This window comes from Hydrogenophaga sp. ZJX-1 (assembly GCF_048590325.1).
Classification (GTDB): domain Bacteria; phylum Pseudomonadota; class Gammaproteobacteria; order Burkholderiales; family Burkholderiaceae_C; genus Hydrogenophaga.
In genome coordinates, this window is sequence record NZ_JBMBRA010000010.1 from 82,006 (window position 1) to 97,265 (window position 15,260).

Consider the following 15,260-nt stretch of genomic DNA (forward strand, 5'->3'; position numbering starts at 1 on the left):
AGCGAGGGCGGGCGCAGCAGCACGTCAGTGCAATCGCGAAGCAAAACGCTCCAGACGCGGCATCCAGTTGCCCGTGATGTCGGCCGACACCAGCACGCCTTCGGCCCGTGCGATCAGCAGGGCGCGCGGCACGAAGCCGATGTAGCGCGAATCCGCGCTGTTGTCCCGGTTGTCACCCAGCATGAAGTAGTGGTCGGGCGGCACCGTCAGCGGCCCGAAGGTGTGGCGGCTGTTGGCGCCCTGCAGGCTCTGCACCACGCGGCTGTGGCCAGCCACCCGTTCGGTGGCCCGCAAGGCCGGAACCCGCACACCGGGCGCCAGGGCTTCGCTGACCTCGGTGACGTCCGAGTAGTCGGCGGCCAGGCCGTTGATGACCAGCACCCCGGCCCGCATCGCCACCACATCACCCGGCAGCGCCACCAGGCGCTTGATCAGGCGCGTGCCGTCGGCCGGCGAACTGAAGGTGACGATGTCGCCCCGCTGCGGTTCACCCAGCCGCGCCAGCGACACATCGGTGAGTGGCAGCTTCAGGTCGTAGGCGAGGCGGTTCACCAGCACCACGTCGCCTTCCAGGATGGTCGGTCGCATGGAGCCCGAGGGCACGGGGTTCCAGTCGGCGATGGCGGTGCGGAAGACGCCAAAACACAGCAGCAGCACCAGAAAACCGCGGTTGTCACGCAGCCATTTTTTCATGTTCATGGTTCCTCCTGAAACCGTTGATTCAGAGGCTGGGAGGGAATTGGGCGTGGCCGAAAGGGCGTCCCAAAGCGCTGCCGGCAAGGCGCAAAGCACAGCCGTAGCTCGGGCTACGGCGCGCATTTGCAACGCCGCTGGCGGTGGTTTGGGGCGTCAAGGCGGGCATGACCGATTTCCTCTCAGCCTCTCAGGCCACGCGCAGGCGCACGCCATCGGCTTCGGCGGCAACGATCTCGCCCACCTCGGCCGCCGCCGCAAAGCCGTGGCGTTCAAAGATCGCCAGCACCTCGGCCACCGCTTCGGGCGCGCAGGCCACGAGCAGACCGCCACTGGTCTGCGGGTCGCTCAGCAGGGCCTGGTCCACCGGTTGCAGGCCAGCGCCCAGACGCACTTCGTGGCCATAGGCCGCCCAGTTGCGGCCGCTGGCGCCGGTGACCATGCCTTGCGCGGCCAGCTCGCGCACGCCGGTGATGAGCGGCACGCGGGCCATGTCAATCCGCACCGTGGTGTTCGAGCCGCGCGCCATCTCCAGCACGTGGCCGGCGAGACCGAAGCCGGTGATGTCGGTCAACGCGTGCACGCCGTCGAGCTTCGCCAGATCGGGGCCGGGTGTGTTCAGCTTCGTGGTGTTGGCGATCATCTGCGCGTAGCCCTCGGCGGGCAGCGCGTCCTTCTTCAGCGCGGCCGAGAGCACGCCCACGCCAATCGGCTTGCCGAGGATCAGGCGGTCGCCCCCCTTCGCGTCGGCGTTGCGCTTGACGCGCTTGGGGTGCACCAGGCCCATGGCCACCAGGCCGTAGATGGGTTCGACCGAATCGATGGTGTGACCGCCTGCGATGGGGATGCCGGCGGCGCGGCACACATCCTGCCCCCCCTGCAAAATTCTGCCAATGGTCTCGGTGCTGAGCACACTGATGGGCATGCCCACCAGGGCCAGCGCCATGATGGGCGTGCCGCCCATGGCGTAGACGTCGCTGATGGCGTTGGTGGCGGCGATGCGGCCGAACTCGTAGGGGTCGTCCACGATCGGCATGAAGAAATCGGTGGTGGCGATCAGCGCCTGCTCGTCGTTGAGCTGGTAGACCGCCGCGTCGTCCGCCGTTTCAATGCCGACCAGCAGCGCTTTCGGCATGGGCATCGCGGCCGTGCCCTTCAGGATTTCGCTCAAGACGCCGGGTGCGATCTTGCAGCCGCAGCCGCCGCCGTGCGAGAGGCTGGTGAGGCGGGGCTGGGTCTGCTGGGGGGTGGTGGGTGCGTTCATAAGCTCGGAAGCGGTAGAAGAAGGAGCGCGTCGGCTCACATGAAGTTGCGGGTGTGCCGCTCGGCCAGGGCCTGCGCCGCTTCGGGCGCGAAGCCCAGCTTGGCCAGGCGCGCGCGCCGGCCGTCGGCCATTTCCTGTTTCAGGCGCTGCACCCGTTCGTAGCCCGTGGCCACGGCCTCGGGCGTGAAGGCGCCGGCGGCCAGCACGATGAGCCCGTCGAACACCTCTTCGTTCAGGCCGTCGGTGCTGGCGAGTTCGTCGTAGCGCCGCTCCACCGCCGCGTTCAGGCGGTGTTTCAGATCCGGGTCCTGCTCCATCTGCCAGGCCAGGTGCGACATGCCGAAGGCCACATGGCGCGCTTCGTCGCGGCTGGCCAGGCGGCAGATCTGGCGCGTGACCGGGTCGGGCGCGTAGGTGTTGAGGAAGTTCAGCAGGTTCACGAACGTGCCTTCGCCCAGCACCGACAGCAGGAACGAGGCCACCGAAAACTCGGGCTCGTCGAACAGGGTCTTGAGCGAGGCCTGCGCCCCGGCGGTGGACAAGGCCGGGCCGCGGCCCTTGAGCCTGATGCGCCGGGTGAAGACTTCAACGTGCCGCGCCTCGTCGGCAATCGTGATGGCCAGGCACTGCAGCACCTCGCGGAAGTGCGGGTGCATCTGGCCCAGGAAGCGCGCTGGCACCAGCAGGGCCGCGTTTTCGTTCTCCACCAGGTAGGTCATCACCTGGACGACGGCGTCTTCCACTTCGTCGGGCAGCTCGAACGGGGCCGCCCAGTCGATGGCCTCGTTCGGGTCCCACTGCGCGGCCACGGCGGCGGCGTAGAGGCGCGCGGCGTCGTCGGCCCAGAGCGCGGCTTTGTCGGACAGCGGGAAGTGGAACTCGGGAGCGCCGGCTTCCACCAGCGCGCCGCGCGCGGCCACGCCCCAGCGGGCACTGGGCTGGGCCACCACGGCACCGGGCGCGCCCGGGTCGGACGCGCCGGCCCGCTGCGCGCCACGCCAGCGCTGCGCTTCACCTGGACCGGGCGCGATGCGGTGTTCGCCATCCTGGCTGGTCACGGTCAGGCCGCGCTTGCGGCACCAGCCGCTCAGGTGCACACCCAGATCGGGGTGGCTGCCGCGCACGCGCAGCGCCAACGCCGGGTCGCGCTGGCGCAGGGCGTGGGCCACCAGCACGTGGGCGCCGGTGTCCATGCCGAGCGCGCCCAGTTCCAGCACCGGGCCGCCGGTGGCGGTGTCAGTAGCGGTAGTCATGGGCGGTGATGTTCCCCTGTGCGTCGTAGAAGCCGCTGGCGTCGACCGCGCGGTCCAGCCAGGCGTAGCCGCTGGTGCGCCCGTCCTTCCATTCGCGCAGGCCTTCGAGCTCCAGCAGCGGGCGCACCTGCGGGTCGTCGAAGGACATGGCGCGCACCAGGGTCTCGAAACGCGCCATCAGGTCGGCCGGCGCACCGGGGCTGGTGGTGAAATTGCAGTGGTCGAAGGCGGGCGTGCGCGCCAGCACCGTGGTGCGGCCGGCGGGCAAGGTGCCTTCCTGCGTGAACTGCAGGTGGTTGCCGTCGATCATCACCGCCGCGTCGACCTCACCCGCGACCAGGGCGCGCGCGGCATCGCGCTCGCCGCCGACGTGGTCACCGTGTTTGCCCCCCAGCACGTCGTGGCGCACCACCGTCAAGGCGCTGTCGGGATCAATGCCCTGCTCGCGCAGCCACTGCAGCGGGATCAGCGTGGCCTGGGGCGAATCGATCGCGCCGACACCGATGCGTTTGCCGCGCAGGTCGGCCAGGGTGTTGATGCCGGCACCGGTGCGCACCACGATGACGGAGGTGAGATCGCAGTCGGTGTCGCGCATGGCGATGGCACGCACCTGAGCCGACACGCCACGTGCACGCGCCATGCGCTCGGCGCGCAGCCAGGCCAGCGGCGAGTTCCAGGCCACGTGCACCTCACCGCTGAACTGCGCCTCGACCTGCCGCTCGTAGTTGGAGTACAGGATGAAGTCGAACGGCAGGCCGTTGCGGACGAAAAATTCCTTGAAGCCTTCCCAGATGGTGACGACCTTGGGCGCGTAGGCGACGGCGCCCAGAACGAGGGTTTGCGACATGTGGTGTCCTTTTCAGTGGGGGGTGTTCAGAACAGGTCCATGCCCAGCGTGGCCTTGCCGATGAAATCGTAGAGCACATCGGACGTGGGCGCCATCACGGAGGCCGCGCGCGCATCGCGGAACAGGCGCTCGACGCCCACCTCCTTGCGGAAGGCGGCGCCGCCGCACACGCGCATGGCCAGGTCGGTGACCTGCATGGCGGACTCGGCCGCGTGGGCCTTGACCTGCAGCACGCGCAGCATGGCGTCGGCCCGTGCGCCGGCGATGGCGGCGATGGTGTCGTCCAGCAGCACAGCGGCGCTGTCGGCCTGGATCTTGGCGCGGGCGATGTAGGCACGGGCCGTGGGCAGGTCGGCGATGCTGGTGCCCAGGTGGGCAAAGCGGGTGGCGTTGACGTGGGCGGCGGCGCGGGTGATCGCGCCGTCCATCATGCCCACCGAACCCGACGCGTTGAGCACCGAGAACCACAGCAGCACCGTGCCCATCATCACGTCGAAGCCGGTGCCGTCGGCGCCCAGCATCGCCGTCAGCGGCAGACGCACACCCTCGGCGCGCACCGGCGACGAGGCGTTGCCGCGCAGGCCCATGCCGTCAAACGGCGCCACGGTGGAAAGGCCCGCGATCTCGCGCGGCATCAGCCAGATGCTGCTGGCGCCGGTTGCGGCCACGGGCTGGCTGGACCACACGTACGAATCGGCGTGGCCGGCGGCCGTGACCCAGCTCTTGCTCGCGTCGAGCACGGCGTCGCTGCCGTCGGCGCGGGCGGTGCTGGTGGGCGCCCAGAAGTGGCTGCGCGAACCGGCTTCGGAAAACGCCAGCGTGCTCAGGTGCTGGCCGGCGGCGATGGCCTTGCGCGTGGTCCCGTCGCCGAACTTCTCGATCACGGCCGTGGCGCTGTAGTGCATGGCCAGGATCATGGCGGTGGACGGGCAGGACTGCGCGATGCGGCGCACCGCGCGGCTGGCGTGCCCCATGTCACCCCCGGCGCCGCCGACGCTGGCATCGCTGATGAGGCCCAGCAGGCCGGCGCTGCGCAAGGCCGCCAGGCTGGTGGCGGGGAACTGGCCTAGCTTGTCGGTCTCGATCGCCGCGGCGTCGATGACGGCGGTGACAACGCCGTCAAGGGCGTTCAGCAGGGCTTGGGCGGGGGCGGTTTGGGTCATGGCGCAGATCCAGATAAAGAGTGGATGGGGTGGTGGGTGGAACGTGTCTTGAGCGCACCTGCGGAGAAGGGACAGGTGGTGGGGCGCCCGCGGACCGGCGGTGGGGCCGGGAGTGGCGCTGCACTCGAAGAACAGTGAGAGCGTAATGCATCCGGGTTGCGCCAGAACGGGCACAAGCCTGGTGCTGGTTCAGTTCAGCTCGGCCAGCAGGGACAGCAAGGCCGCGCGCTCGGCGGCCGGTTCAAAGCGGGCAGAACGCACCTGGCATTGCGTTTGCAGGTCGGTGAGCCAGGCACCGCCGCGCAACTGACCATCTCGCGCGGTTCGCAGCAGCGCGGCCAGCGCGGCGGCGTCGCCAGGCGGAAAGTAGCCCGCGTAGTCGGCGCCCAGCATGCCCACGTTGCCCGCGATGCGCGAGGCCAGCACCGGCGTGCCGCTGAGCGCGGCCTCCATGATGACGTGGGCACCACCTTCCATGCGGCTGGTGTGCACCAGCACATGGGCGCGCTGGATGCGGGCGCGTGTGGCGGCGTGCGGCTGGTTGCCGAGCCAGCGGTAGTGCGGGCAATCGGCCGCGGTCTGGCGCGCGGCCTCGCCGAGCGTCGGGTCCAGCGCTTCGCCGATGTGGTCGATGAAGATGCCTTCGTCGGGGCCGATCAGCCGCGCGGCTTCGAACAGGGTCTGTGGCGATTTTTCATCGCGCAGATGGCCCACCATGACCGCACGCAGGTGGGCCTGGGTCTTGGGCAGCGTGGCGCGCCGCGTGCTGGACTGGAACACCACGCGGCACTTGGCGCGCAGCGCTTCGGGCAGTGCCTGCGGCCCTTGTTCCTGCAACACGATGAGCCGCTGCGCCAGTGCCAGCGAGCGCTGCGCGCTGGCGTCGCTCTGGATGTCGCGGTAGAGATCGGTGCCGGTGAGCGCCAGCACCAGCGGTTTGTGCGGGTGCGCCTGCGCCCAGGCGGCCACGCTGGCGGCCGAGCGCCGCGCGTGCAGCGCGAGCAGGATGTCCGTGCCGTCGTCGGTGCTTTTCGCGTCGGGCCATGCCTTCACCAGGCGGACCGCATAATGCCCGCGAAGCATGTGGGCCCAGCGTCGCGCGGTCTGCCAGTTGCCGTTGTTGGCATCGGCCAGGGCCGGGGTGACGATGCACAAAAAGGGTTTTTTCATGGATGTGAAGCTGAGCTCAGCGATTGTGTCCGATGCCGAACGCGCGCGCTGCGGTGGCAAGGCGTGGCTGGCCGGTGCGCTGCGCGAAACGCGCGCGCGCAGCCTGGCGCTGTTGGATGCCTACGAGGCCGCGCTCGGCCCGGGCCTGCGTGTGCCCAACACGCCCGAGCTGAACCCGCCGCTCTGGGAGCTGGGCCACATCGGCTGGTTCGCCGACTGGTGGCTGGCGCGTTACCCGCAGCGCCACCGGGGCGTCCACGCCGATCCGCAAGCTGTGCGCAGCCCGGCGCGCCAAGCCGCGCGCGGTGTGGACGCCGACGCGCTCTACAACTCCAGCGACGTGCCGCACGACGCGCGCTGGCGGCTGGACCTGCCCGGTGCCGACGCCGTGCGCGCCGACCTCGAGGCCAGCCTGAGCGACACGCTGGCCCTGCTCGCCGATGCGCCCGAAGACGACACCGGCCTGTATTTCTTCCGCCTCGCGCTGTTCCACGAAGACATGCACGCCGAAGCCGCGGTCTACATGGCGCAGACACTGGGTTTCGACCCGCTGCACCACCTTCCGGCCGACACGACCACGGTCCAGCGGCCGAAAGCGCTGCGCGTCGCCGCAACCGACCACACGCTGGGCCGCAGCGGCCCCGGCTTTGCGTTCGACAACGAACTCGGCGCGCACGCGGTGTCGGTCGGTCCCTTCGAGATCGACGCACAGCCCGTCACCTGGGCGCAGTTCCTGCCCTTCGTCGAAGGCGGCTCGTATGTGCAACGCCAGTTCTGGAGCGCCGCGGGCACGATCTGGCGGCTCTCGCAGGAACGGCAGGCCCCGCGTTACCTGCGACAAACCCCGCAAGGCTGGGAGCAGCAGGTGTTTGGTCGCTGGCAGCCGCTGGACCCGGCCGCAACGGCCAGCCACCTCACGGCGTTCGAGGCGCAGGCCTGGTGCGCCTGGGCCGGGCGGCGCCTGCCGACCGAGTCCGAATGGGCGGTGGCCGCGCAAGAGGCGGGCTTTGAATGGGGCAGTGTGTGGGAATGGACCGCCAGCGCCTTCGCGCCCTTCCCCGGCTTCGCGCCGCACCCTTATGTGGACTACTCCCGCCCGTGGTTCGACGGCCGCCCGGTGCTCAAGGGCGCCAGCCCCGCCACCGTGCCGCGCATGCGCCACCCGCAGTACCGCAACTACTTCACGCCCGAGCGCAACGACATCGTGGCGGGGTTCCGCTCGGTGGCTGCAGCCTGACACCCTCTGTCCTTCGCCGGCCCCATCCCAGCCTTCTCCCTGGGGGGGACGGAACCCCAGCCAGCCGTTCAGACGGGCGCGAAGAACACGCTGAACCAGCCGCGCGCATCGCTCCAGTGGGTGGACGGGCCGAAGCCCGCTTCACGCAGCAGCGCGTCGAAATCGGCCGGTTGCCACTTGTAGGAGTTCTCGGTGTGCACCCGCTCGCCGTCGGCGAAGTGGCGCTCGCCGCCGGGCCAGCGAACCGTCTGCGCGCCGTCGGACTGCAGGTGCATCTCGATGCGCGAATCGGCCTCGTTGAAAAAGGCCACGTGCTGCCAGCGCGCGGGCGCGAAGTCGGTGCCCAGCAGGGCGTTGGTGTGCAGCAGCAGGTTGCGGTTGAAGGCCGCCGTCACGCCCAGCGGATCGTCATAGGCGGGCTCCAGGATGGCCTTGTCTTTCACCCGGTCGACGCCGATCAGGATGCCGCCGCCTGGCCCGCCCGCGGCGCACACGGCGTGCGCCTGGCGCAGCAGGGTCAGCGCCTCGGCGGGGTTGAAGTTGCCGATGCTGGAACCGGGGTAGAACACGCAGACCGGCGCGGTGCTGAGGTCGTGCCGCGCCAGCCAGTCGGTGGCGGCGGGCGGCAGCGCCAGCTCGGCGGAGAAGTCCATGCCCAGCCCCAGCATGGGTATCGCGCGGTGGCGCTGCCGCAGTTCACCCATGGCCTCGCGCAGGTAGTCCACCGAAATGTCCACCGCCACATAGGCGCCCGGCCGCAAGACGGGGAACAGCCGCGCGGCCTTGGCGCAGCTGCCCGCGCCCAGGTCGACCAGCACCGCACCCGCCGGCACCTGCTGCGCCATGGCGGCGCCGTGCTCGCGGAAGATGGCGGCCTCGGTGCGCGTGGGGTAGTACTCGGCCAGCTCGGTGATGGCGTCGAACAGGCGTGAGCCCAGCGCGTCGTAGAAGAACTTGGGCGCCACGCGCGGCGGCGTCTGTTTCAGCCCCGCGGTCAGCTCGGCCTGCACGGCCGCCAGGTCTTCGCGATGGATCTGCACAAAATGGGCGGTGGGTGTGTCGATGGGCATGCGTGGTGGTCTCCGTTCAGACCGGGTTATACCGGGTGGACCGTCTCAGCGGCCGGCAGAATCCGGCTTTTCTTTCAGGGGAATCCCCGCATGGCCCCACCCGGCGCACCGCCGCCGTATCGCGGTTTAATACGCCTCCCCATCCCTCTTTACCGGATACCACCATGAACCCACCGTTTTATTCACGCACCGCTCGCGCACTCTTGACCTGCGCCGTGCTGGGCCTCTGCACCCTCGCGCAAGCGCAGCAGGTGTTCCGCGTCACCGCCATCCCCGACGAGTCGCCCACCGAGCTCGCCCGCAAGGCCGGCCCGCTGATGCAGTACCTCGAAACCCAGCTGGGCATGAAGGTCGAATACATCCCCGTGACCGACTACGCGGCCTCGGTGGAAGCCCTGGTCAACAAGAAGGTCGACATGGCCTGGTTCGGTGGATTCACCTTCGTGCAGGCCCATGCGCGCTCGGGCGGCAAGATCATCCCGCTGGTGCAGCGCGCGGAAGACGAGAAGTTCAAGTCGGTCTTCATCACCAGCGACCCGGCCGTCAAGACCCTGGCCGACCTCAAGGGCAAGGACGTGTCCTTCGGTTCGCAAAGCTCCACCAGCGGCCACCTGATGCCACGCAGTTTCCTGATGGAAGCCGGCCTCAACCCCGACAAGGACTTCAGGCGCGTGGCCTACAGCGGCGCGCACGACGCGACCATTGCGGCCGTGGCTTCGGGCAAGGTGCAGGGCGGTGCGCTCAACATCTCGGTGTGGGAAAAGTTCGTCGCCGACAAGAAGGTCGACACCACCAAGGTGCGCGTGATCTACACCACGCCGCCCTACTTTGACTACAACTGGTCGGTGCACGCCGACATGCCCGCCGCCACGCGCCAGAAGCTGTCCGACGCCTTCCTCGCGCTGAGCCCGGCCACACCCGAAGGCAAGCAGATCCTCGACCTGCAACGCGCCAGCAAGTTCGTGCCGACCAAGGCCGAGAACTACAAAGGCATCGAAGCGGCCGCGCGCAGCGGCAGCCTGCTCTGACCCGGAGCCCCGCGCTTGAACATCGACCTGCAGGGCGTCAGCGCCCGCCACCCCGCCGCCCGACCGGGCGCGGCGCCCACCCTCCTGGGACTGACGCTGCGCGTGGCCCACGGCGAGCAGGTGGCGGTGATCGGCCCCTCGGGCGCGGGCAAGACGACGCTGCTGCAGGTGATCGCCTGCGCCATGCCGCTGCAGGCCGGCACGCTGCAGCTGGATGGCGCGTCGCCCTGGCAACTGCCGCGCAGTGCCCTGCAGCGCTTGCGCGGACGCCTCTTTCTGGCGCCGCAGGTGCCGCCGCTGCCGCCGCGCCAGCGCGTGGTGACGGCCGTGCTCGCCGGCCGCCTGCCGGCCATGGGCCTGTGGCAGAGCCTGCGCTCGCTGTTCTACCCGGTCGACATTCCGACGGCCTTCGAGGCACTGGACCGCTTCGATCTCGCCGACAAACTCTTCGAGCGCGTCGACCGCCTCTCGGGGGGTGAGCGCCAGCGCGTGGGGCTGGCACGCGCACTGCTCGCGCCCGCCTCGCTCTGGCTCATTGACGAACCCTTGTCGGCGCTCGACCCGGCGCGTGCGCGCCAGGCCATCGACACGCTGCTGGCGGGCGCGCGCGAGCACGGTGCCACGCTGGTGACCACGCTGCACCAGGTGGAAGTCGCCCTCGAACATTTCCCCCGCATCGTCGGCCTGCGCGACGGCGCGCTGGCTTTTGATCTGCCGGCGGCACAGGTCACACGCGAGCACCTGGCCCGCCTGTACGACCAGCACGAAGACGAGCTGCACGGCCCGGCCCCGCTCGACGCGGCACCGCCGCCCACACCACAACCCGTGGCCATGCACTGCCGGTGATCATGAAACACCCCCCGCGCCGCTTCGAGTCATCCCCCTCCAGGGGGGCGCAACCAGCCGCCCGGCAAAGCCGGTTCTGCGGTTGCTGCTGGGTTCATGCACCTCGCCATGGCTGAGCTGCGCTTGCGCCTTCCGCCCACGCGCGACCCGGCCTGGCTCGGCCGCGTGTTCTGGAGCCTGGCCGCGCTGGTGCTGCTGTGGCCGCTGCTGGTGGCGACCGAGTTCAAACCCTGGGTGCTGCTGGCGCCCGAGAGCCTCCAGGTCAGCGGGCATTTCATCGGCAGCTTCTGGCCGCTGGCCCACGGCGGCGAGTTTCTCGCGATGGTGGCGCGCGAAACCTGGCGCACGGTCGCCATGGCCACCGCCGGCATGACGCTGGCGCTCATCATCGCGCTGCCGCTGACCCTGATGTCCACACGCGTGCTGTCGATTTCGGCGCTGGCCGGCCCGATGGCCCGCGGCCCTTTCTGGCTGCGCCAGAGCGTGCGCTGGCTGCTGGTCGTGTTGCGCAGTATCCCCGAGCTGGTGTGGGCGCTGGTGTTTGTGCGCGTGGTCGGCCTCGGCCCCACGGCCGGTGTGCTGGCGATCGCGCTGACCTACGGCGGCATGCTGGGCAAGGTGTACGGCGAGATCCTGGAAAGCGGCGAAACCGATGCCACACAGAACCTGCTGCGCAATGGCAGCGGGCGCCTGCAGGCCTTCTTTTACGGTCTGCTGCCGGCCAGCGCGGCCGAGCTCACCAGCTACACGGTCTACCGCTGGGAGTGCGCGATCCGCTCGTCGGTGGTGCTGGGCTTCGTGGGCGCGGGCGGCCTGGGCCAGCAGATGGACAACTCGATGAAGATGTTCAACGGCGGCGAGGTCGCCACCATGCTGCTGGTGTTCATGGCGCTCGTCGCGCTCGCCGACCGCGTGAGCGCGGGGCTGCGGAGGTCGCTGGGATGAAAAAGCCCCAGGCCGCCAACCAGACCTACCGGCTGCCGCCGCCGCTGTTCAGTGCGCGCTGCAAGGCCTGCTGGTTCAGCGCCGGCTTGCTGCTGCTGGTGGTGGCGAGCTTCTGGTCACTCGACCTGCAATGGGCCCAGTTCCTGTCGCTCGAAGCGGCGCAGAGCATGGGCCGCTTCCTGGCCGAGTTCGTGCCGCCCGACACATCGCCCGCGTTCCTGAAAAAGGTCGCGCTCGGCACCTGGGAAACGCTGGCCATGTCGGCGCTGGGCACGCTGCTGGCGGCGCTGGCCGGGCTGGCGCTGGCGCTGCCCGCCAGTCGCCTGCACGAGGGCGATGCCGCCCACAGTCGCGCGCCCACGCGCCTGCTGCTCAACGCGCTGCGCAGCATCCCCGAGCTGGTGTGGGCCGCGCTGCTGCTGATCTCCGCCGGGCTGGGCCCGTTTGCCGGCACGCTGGCGCTGGCGCTACACACCACCGGCGTGCTCGGCCGGCTGTTCGCCGAAGCGATCGAAAACGCCCCGCCCGGCCCCGGCGATGCCCTGCGCGCGCAGGGCGTGGGCAACGGCCGCGTGTTCCTCTACGCCACCCTGCCGCAAGTGCTTCCGCAGCTCATGAGCTACACGCTCTACCGCTGGGAAAACAACATCCGCGCCGCGGCGGTGCTGGGCGTGGTGGGTGCGGGCGGCCTGGGCCAGCTGCTGGCCTTTCACATGGGCCTGTTCCACATGGGCAAGACCGCCACCATCCTGGCCGCGATGCTGCTGCTCGTGGCCTTCGTGGACGCCGCCAGCCACGGCTCGCGGCGCCTGCTCACGCGCTGAAGACCGCCCGGCACCGGACCCTCGTCATCTGCGCCCAAGGCCTGTATCCTGCCCCCCCGCGCGGGGTTCCGCAAGTTCCACGACGTCCCAACGAACAAGGTGGACATGACGACCGGCAACGACATCTCCATCGTGCTGCTGCAGCTGCAACCCGGCCAGGCCGTGCCCGACGTGGGCGCCGGCACCGGCCTGAGTTGTGCGCCGCTGCGCGCGGGCGTGGGCGGCACCGGCCGGGTGCTGGTCTTCGGGCAGCGCCCCGACATGTTCGCGCTGGCACAGCAACGCGTGCAGCGCGAAGACTGGGCCAACGTGTGGCACGCCAGCGCAGCGGCCGAAACGGTGCAGCTGCCGGCGCTGGACGACGCGATGCTCGCCAACCACACGCACGACATCTGCCGCAGCCCGGCGGCGGTGGCCAACATCCTGCGCCAGGTGAAGCCGGGTGCGCGCGTGGCGATGGCGGGCATCAAGGACTTCCCCTGGTGGACCGGCCCGCTCAACCTGCTGGCCTGGCTGAAAGACCGGCCCTGCAACGCCCGGGCCGCCGACCTGTGGGAACCCTGGATCCGCTTGACCGCTCCATGCAAGGACTTCCGCTGGAACATCACGCAATGGGGCATGGGCTACATCGCCAGCGCCACGCTGAAAGGAGCACCCCGATGACCGCGACCCCGGCCCCCCAGACCGCCCCCACCGACCTGGCCCGGCGCTACGCCAGCGTGCGCGCCCAGACGCTCGCGCTGGCCGAGCCCCTGTCTGAGGCCGACTGCCAGGTCCAGTCCATGCCCGACACCAGCCCGACCAAATGGCACCTGGCCCACGTGACGTGGTTCTTCGAGACCTTCGTGCTGGAACGTTACGAACCCGGCTTCCAGCCTTTCCACCCCGGTTTTCGCGTGCTGTTCAACAGCTACTACCAGGGTGTGGGCGAGCAGCACCCGCGCCCGCAGCGCGGCCTGGTCACGCGGCCTGGCCTCGCCGAAGTCAAGGCCTACCGCGCGAATGTGGACACGCGCATCGCCGCCCTGCTGTCGCGCACGGACAAACCCGAGCTGCGCGAGCTGATGGAGCTGGGCCTGCAGCACGAGCAGCAGCACCAGGAGCTGCTGCTCACCGACATCAAGCACCTGCTGGCGATGAACCCGCTGGACCCGGTCTACCACCCGCAATGGCCGCTGAGCAGCGTGGTCGCCACGCCGGTGGACTGGGTGGAATACGCCGGTGGCATCGCCCAGGTGGGGCACGCGGGTGCCGGTTTCGGATTCGACAACGAAGCCCCGCGCCACGCCGTGCTGCTGCGGCCCTACGCCCTGGCCAACCGGCTGGTGACCCACGGCGACTGGCTGGCCTTCATGGACGGCGGTGGCTACCGCGACCCGCGCTGGTGGATGGCGGCGGGCTGGGACTGGGTGCAGGCGCAACAGGCCGTTGCGCCGCTCTACTGGCAGGCCACCGACGGCGGCTGGACCAACTTCACGCTGCACGGCCGCGTGCCGCTGGACCCGCACACCCCGGTGGTGCACATCAGCTGGTTCGAGGCCGACGCCTACGCGCGCTGGCGCGGCGCGCAGGACGGGCTGGCGCTGCGCCTGCCGACCGAGACCGAGTGGGAGTTTGCCGCCCAGGCACTGGGCGACACCTGGCAGAAACAGGGCAACTTCCTGGAGAGCGGCGCCCTGCACCCGATGCCGCTGGCGCGCAGGACACCCGGCCCGCGCCAGATGGGCGGCGATGTCTGGGAATGGACCGCCAGCCCCTACACCCCCTACCCTGGCTACCGCCCCTGGGCCGGCGCGGTGGGCGAATACAACGGCAAGTTCATGGTCAACCAGATGGTGCTGCGCGGTGGCTCGTGTGCCACGCCGCGCTCGCACATCCGCGCCAGCTACCGCAACTTCTTCCCCACCGACGCGCGCTGGCAGTTCAGCGGCGTGCGCCTGGCGAAGGATCTTTGATCCAGCGTTCCATCAAGGCACCCCATGGAACGACGTCGGCGCCTCAGCGCAGGCCGAAAAAGGACAGGACGAACAGAACGACCACGACCAGGCCGACGATGTAGATGATGCTGTTCATGAGAGTTTTCCTTCGCGTAGGTGGGATGTGATGCGGCGCATTCACCGCTCAGGCACGGCACCGCCACCCTCACATTAGCGGCGGCGCTGCATCTGATCTGTGCGCCAGCGCTCATACCGGCCAACCGGCGGCCGCAGGACCCTGATGGTTCGCTGGCGAACAGACAGGCGGCCCCGAATCTGCCCCTATTGGGGGCTCTGCGCCGGCTTGTCGCAGCTTCTGAAGACCTGGTCAACGGAAGCGCATTGCACAGCCGCCAAAGGCCCCGCTCCCCCAACCGAAAGGAAACCCCATGACCCGCGAAAAAACGGCCCACATTGAGCCATCCAGGCACTCAACCGACGAAGTGGATGAGTTTCTCGACATGGTGGAAGACAACATCGAAGACGCTCCCGGCGCTGGTTCTCCGGCCATCAAGCCCAACCCGGATCTCGATGACGACGGCAAGCCCACCACGGACACCCCGAAGAACCCCAGGATCTGAACCCAGCCCCCGCAGTTCAAACCGCGTGCAGCGCGCGCAAGGCACCGGCCTGCGCCAGCGTCTCGCGGCAACCCGCGTGGACGGCGCGCCCGCGGAATTCGCGCGACAAGCTGACCCAGTGGCCAAAGTCGGGCTTGAGCACCCCATCGGCCATCTTCGCGTCGGCGTCCACCGCGAGCACGCGGGGTGCGTCGGGACCGGTGAGGTCGCGATCGGGCTGGAGGGTGCAGCCGGCCATCATGTTGAACAGGCCGTGCGTGAAGCCCACGGCCAGCAGGAAGCCGCACCACGGCGAGCGCACGCGCCTGCGCCGTGGGCGGCAGCACGCTCGGGATCTGGTGGCGCATGAAGGCCTGGGCACCC

At 69.8% G+C, this 15,260-nt stretch carries 16 protein-coding genes; 8 read left to right on the plus strand and 8 right to left on the minus strand.

The genetic code is table 11. The features are described 5' to 3' along the window. Window positions 1-24: 24 nt before the first annotated feature. From lepB to senB, 6 genes are all read right to left on the minus strand, one after another. Window positions 25-693 (minus strand): signal peptidase I, encoded by a 669-nt coding sequence (gene lepB / locus ACN5W5_RS22560; RefSeq protein ID WP_420050737.1) that lies wholly within the window; start codon window positions 691-693, stop codon window positions 25-27. Between the two features lie 190 nt (window positions 694-883). After that, on the minus strand, window positions 884-1,957 hold the full coding sequence (gene selD / locus ACN5W5_RS22565) for a selenide, water dikinase SelD (RefSeq protein ID WP_420050678.1): 1,074 nt from the start codon (window positions 1,955-1,957) through the stop codon (window positions 884-886). 35 nt (window positions 1,958-1,992) lie between these two features. After that, window positions 1,993-3,210, minus strand: a complete 1,218-nt coding sequence (locus ACN5W5_RS22570; protein ID WP_420050679.1) for a ferritin-like domain-containing protein — start codon at window positions 3,208-3,210, stop codon at window positions 1,993-1,995. After that, the gene (locus ACN5W5_RS22575) at window positions 3,194-4,057 is read right to left on the minus strand and encodes a phosphate/phosphite/phosphonate ABC transporter substrate-binding protein (RefSeq protein WP_420050680.1); all 864 of its coding nucleotides are present in this window, start codon (window positions 4,055-4,057) and stop codon (window positions 3,194-3,196) included. The genes ACN5W5_RS22570 and ACN5W5_RS22575 overlap by 17 nt, the downstream gene beginning before the upstream one ends. A 26-nt stretch (window positions 4,058-4,083) precedes the next feature. Continuing rightward, window positions 4,084-5,220, minus strand: coding sequence for an acyl-CoA dehydrogenase family protein (locus ACN5W5_RS22580; RefSeq protein ID WP_420050681.1), 1,137 nt, complete (start codon window positions 5,218-5,220; stop codon window positions 4,084-4,086). 189 nt (window positions 5,221-5,409) lie between these two features. Next, window positions 5,410-6,390, minus strand: a complete 981-nt coding sequence (gene senB, locus ACN5W5_RS22585; protein ID WP_420050682.1) for a selenoneine biosynthesis selenosugar synthase SenB — start codon at window positions 6,388-6,390, stop codon at window positions 5,410-5,412. On the opposite strand from senB, the gene senA reads away from it, so the two are divergent. Continuing rightward, window positions 6,389-7,627 carry a selenoneine synthase SenA gene (gene senA, locus ACN5W5_RS22590; RefSeq protein WP_420050683.1) on the plus strand — a complete coding sequence of 413 codons (1,239 nt, stop codon included), beginning with the start codon at window positions 6,389-6,391 and terminating at the stop codon, window positions 7,625-7,627. The two genes, senB and senA, sit on opposite strands and share 2 nt — an antisense overlap. A 68-nt stretch (window positions 7,628-7,695) precedes the next feature. Here senA and egtD read toward each other — a convergent pair whose 3' ends face one another. Beyond that, entirely contained in the window at window positions 7,696-8,697 is a 1,002-nt protein-coding gene (gene egtD / locus ACN5W5_RS22595) for an L-histidine N(alpha)-methyltransferase (protein ID WP_420050684.1), read from the minus strand. A 164-nt stretch (window positions 8,698-8,861) separates the two neighbouring features. Here egtD and ACN5W5_RS22600 point away from each other — a divergent pair, with 164 nt between their 5' ends. From ACN5W5_RS22600 to ACN5W5_RS22630, 7 genes are all read left to right on the plus strand, one after another. Further along, complete coding sequence (locus ACN5W5_RS22600; RefSeq protein ID WP_420050685.1) at window positions 8,862-9,725, plus strand: putative selenate ABC transporter substrate-binding protein; 864 nt, start codon at window positions 8,862-8,864, stop codon at window positions 9,723-9,725. A gap of 15 nt (window positions 9,726-9,740) precedes the next feature. Beyond that, window positions 9,741-10,571 (plus strand): phosphonate ABC transporter ATP-binding protein, encoded by an 831-nt coding sequence (locus tag ACN5W5_RS22605; protein ID WP_420050686.1) that lies wholly within the window; start codon window positions 9,741-9,743, stop codon window positions 10,569-10,571. 96 nt (window positions 10,572-10,667) lie between these two features. Beyond that, a complete protein-coding gene (locus tag ACN5W5_RS22610) occupies window positions 10,668-11,516 on the plus strand; it encodes a PhnE/PtxC family ABC transporter permease (RefSeq protein WP_420050687.1) in 849 nt (282 codons plus the stop codon). Beyond that, window positions 11,513-12,340: a phosphonate ABC transporter, permease protein PhnE gene (gene phnE, locus ACN5W5_RS22615; protein ID WP_420050688.1), complete on the plus strand. Its 828-nt coding sequence runs from the start codon at window positions 11,513-11,515 to the stop codon at window positions 12,338-12,340. Before ACN5W5_RS22610 ends, phnE begins: the two co-directional genes overlap by 4 nt. 105 nt (window positions 12,341-12,445) lie before the next feature. Next, window positions 12,446-13,003, plus strand: a complete 558-nt coding sequence (locus tag ACN5W5_RS22620) for a methyltransferase domain-containing protein (RefSeq protein WP_420050689.1) — start codon at window positions 12,446-12,448, stop codon at window positions 13,001-13,003. Next, entirely contained in the window at window positions 13,000-14,295 is a 1,296-nt protein-coding gene (egtB, locus tag ACN5W5_RS22625; RefSeq protein WP_420050690.1) for an ergothioneine biosynthesis protein EgtB, read from the plus strand. The genes ACN5W5_RS22620 and egtB overlap by 4 nt, the downstream gene beginning before the upstream one ends. Before the next feature lie 410 nt (window positions 14,296-14,705). Continuing rightward, window positions 14,706-14,897 carry a hypothetical protein gene (locus tag ACN5W5_RS22630; RefSeq protein WP_177138852.1) on the plus strand — a complete coding sequence of 64 codons (192 nt, stop codon included), beginning with the start codon at window positions 14,706-14,708 and terminating at the stop codon, window positions 14,895-14,897. 16 nt (window positions 14,898-14,913) lie between these two features. On the opposite strand, the gene ACN5W5_RS22635 is transcribed toward ACN5W5_RS22630, so the two are convergent. After that, window positions 14,914-15,198, minus strand: coding sequence for a hypothetical protein (locus tag ACN5W5_RS22635; protein WP_420050691.1), 285 nt, complete (start codon window positions 15,196-15,198; stop codon window positions 14,914-14,916). Window positions 15,199-15,260 lie beyond the last annotated feature (62 nt).

Excerpts from the sequence above, each read along its gene's own strand:
- lepB (WP_420050737.1), bottom strand. The coding sequence starts at position 693 with ATGAAAAAATGGCTGCGTGACAACCGCGGTTTTCTGGTGCTGCTGCTG.
- selD (WP_420050678.1), bottom strand. The coding sequence starts at position 1,957 with ATGAACGCACCCACCACCCCCCAGCAGACCCAGCCCCGCCTCACCAGC.
- ACN5W5_RS22570 (WP_420050679.1), bottom strand. The coding sequence starts at position 3,210 with ATGACTACCGCTACTGACACCGCCACCGGCGGCCCGGTGCTGGAACTG.
- ACN5W5_RS22575 (WP_420050680.1), bottom strand. The coding sequence starts at position 4,057 with ATGTCGCAAACCCTCGTTCTGGGCGCCGTCGCCTACGCGCCCAAGGTC.
- ACN5W5_RS22580 (WP_420050681.1), bottom strand. The coding sequence starts at position 5,220 with ATGACCCAAACCGCCCCCGCCCAAGCCCTGCTGAACGCCCTTGACGGC.
- senA (WP_420050683.1), top strand. The coding sequence starts at position 6,389 with ATGGATGTGAAGCTGAGCTCAGCGATTGTGTCCGATGCCGAACGCGCG.
- senB (WP_420050682.1), bottom strand. The coding sequence starts at position 6,390 with ATGAAAAAACCCTTTTTGTGCATCGTCACCCCGGCCCTGGCCGATGCC.
- egtD (WP_420050684.1), bottom strand. The coding sequence starts at position 8,697 with ATGCCCATCGACACACCCACCGCCCATTTTGTGCAGATCCATCGCGAA.
- ACN5W5_RS22600 (WP_420050685.1), top strand. The coding sequence starts at position 8,862 with ATGAACCCACCGTTTTATTCACGCACCGCTCGCGCACTCTTGACCTGC.
- ACN5W5_RS22610 (WP_420050687.1), top strand. The coding sequence starts at position 10,668 with ATGCACCTCGCCATGGCTGAGCTGCGCTTGCGCCTTCCGCCCACGCGC.
- phnE (WP_420050688.1), top strand. The coding sequence starts at position 11,513 with ATGAAAAAGCCCCAGGCCGCCAACCAGACCTACCGGCTGCCGCCGCCG.
- ACN5W5_RS22620 (WP_420050689.1), top strand. The coding sequence starts at position 12,446 with ATGACGACCGGCAACGACATCTCCATCGTGCTGCTGCAGCTGCAACCC.
- egtB (WP_420050690.1), top strand. The coding sequence starts at position 13,000 with ATGACCGCGACCCCGGCCCCCCAGACCGCCCCCACCGACCTGGCCCGG.
- ACN5W5_RS22630 (WP_177138852.1), top strand. The coding sequence starts at position 14,706 with ATGACCCGCGAAAAAACGGCCCACATTGAGCCATCCAGGCACTCAACC.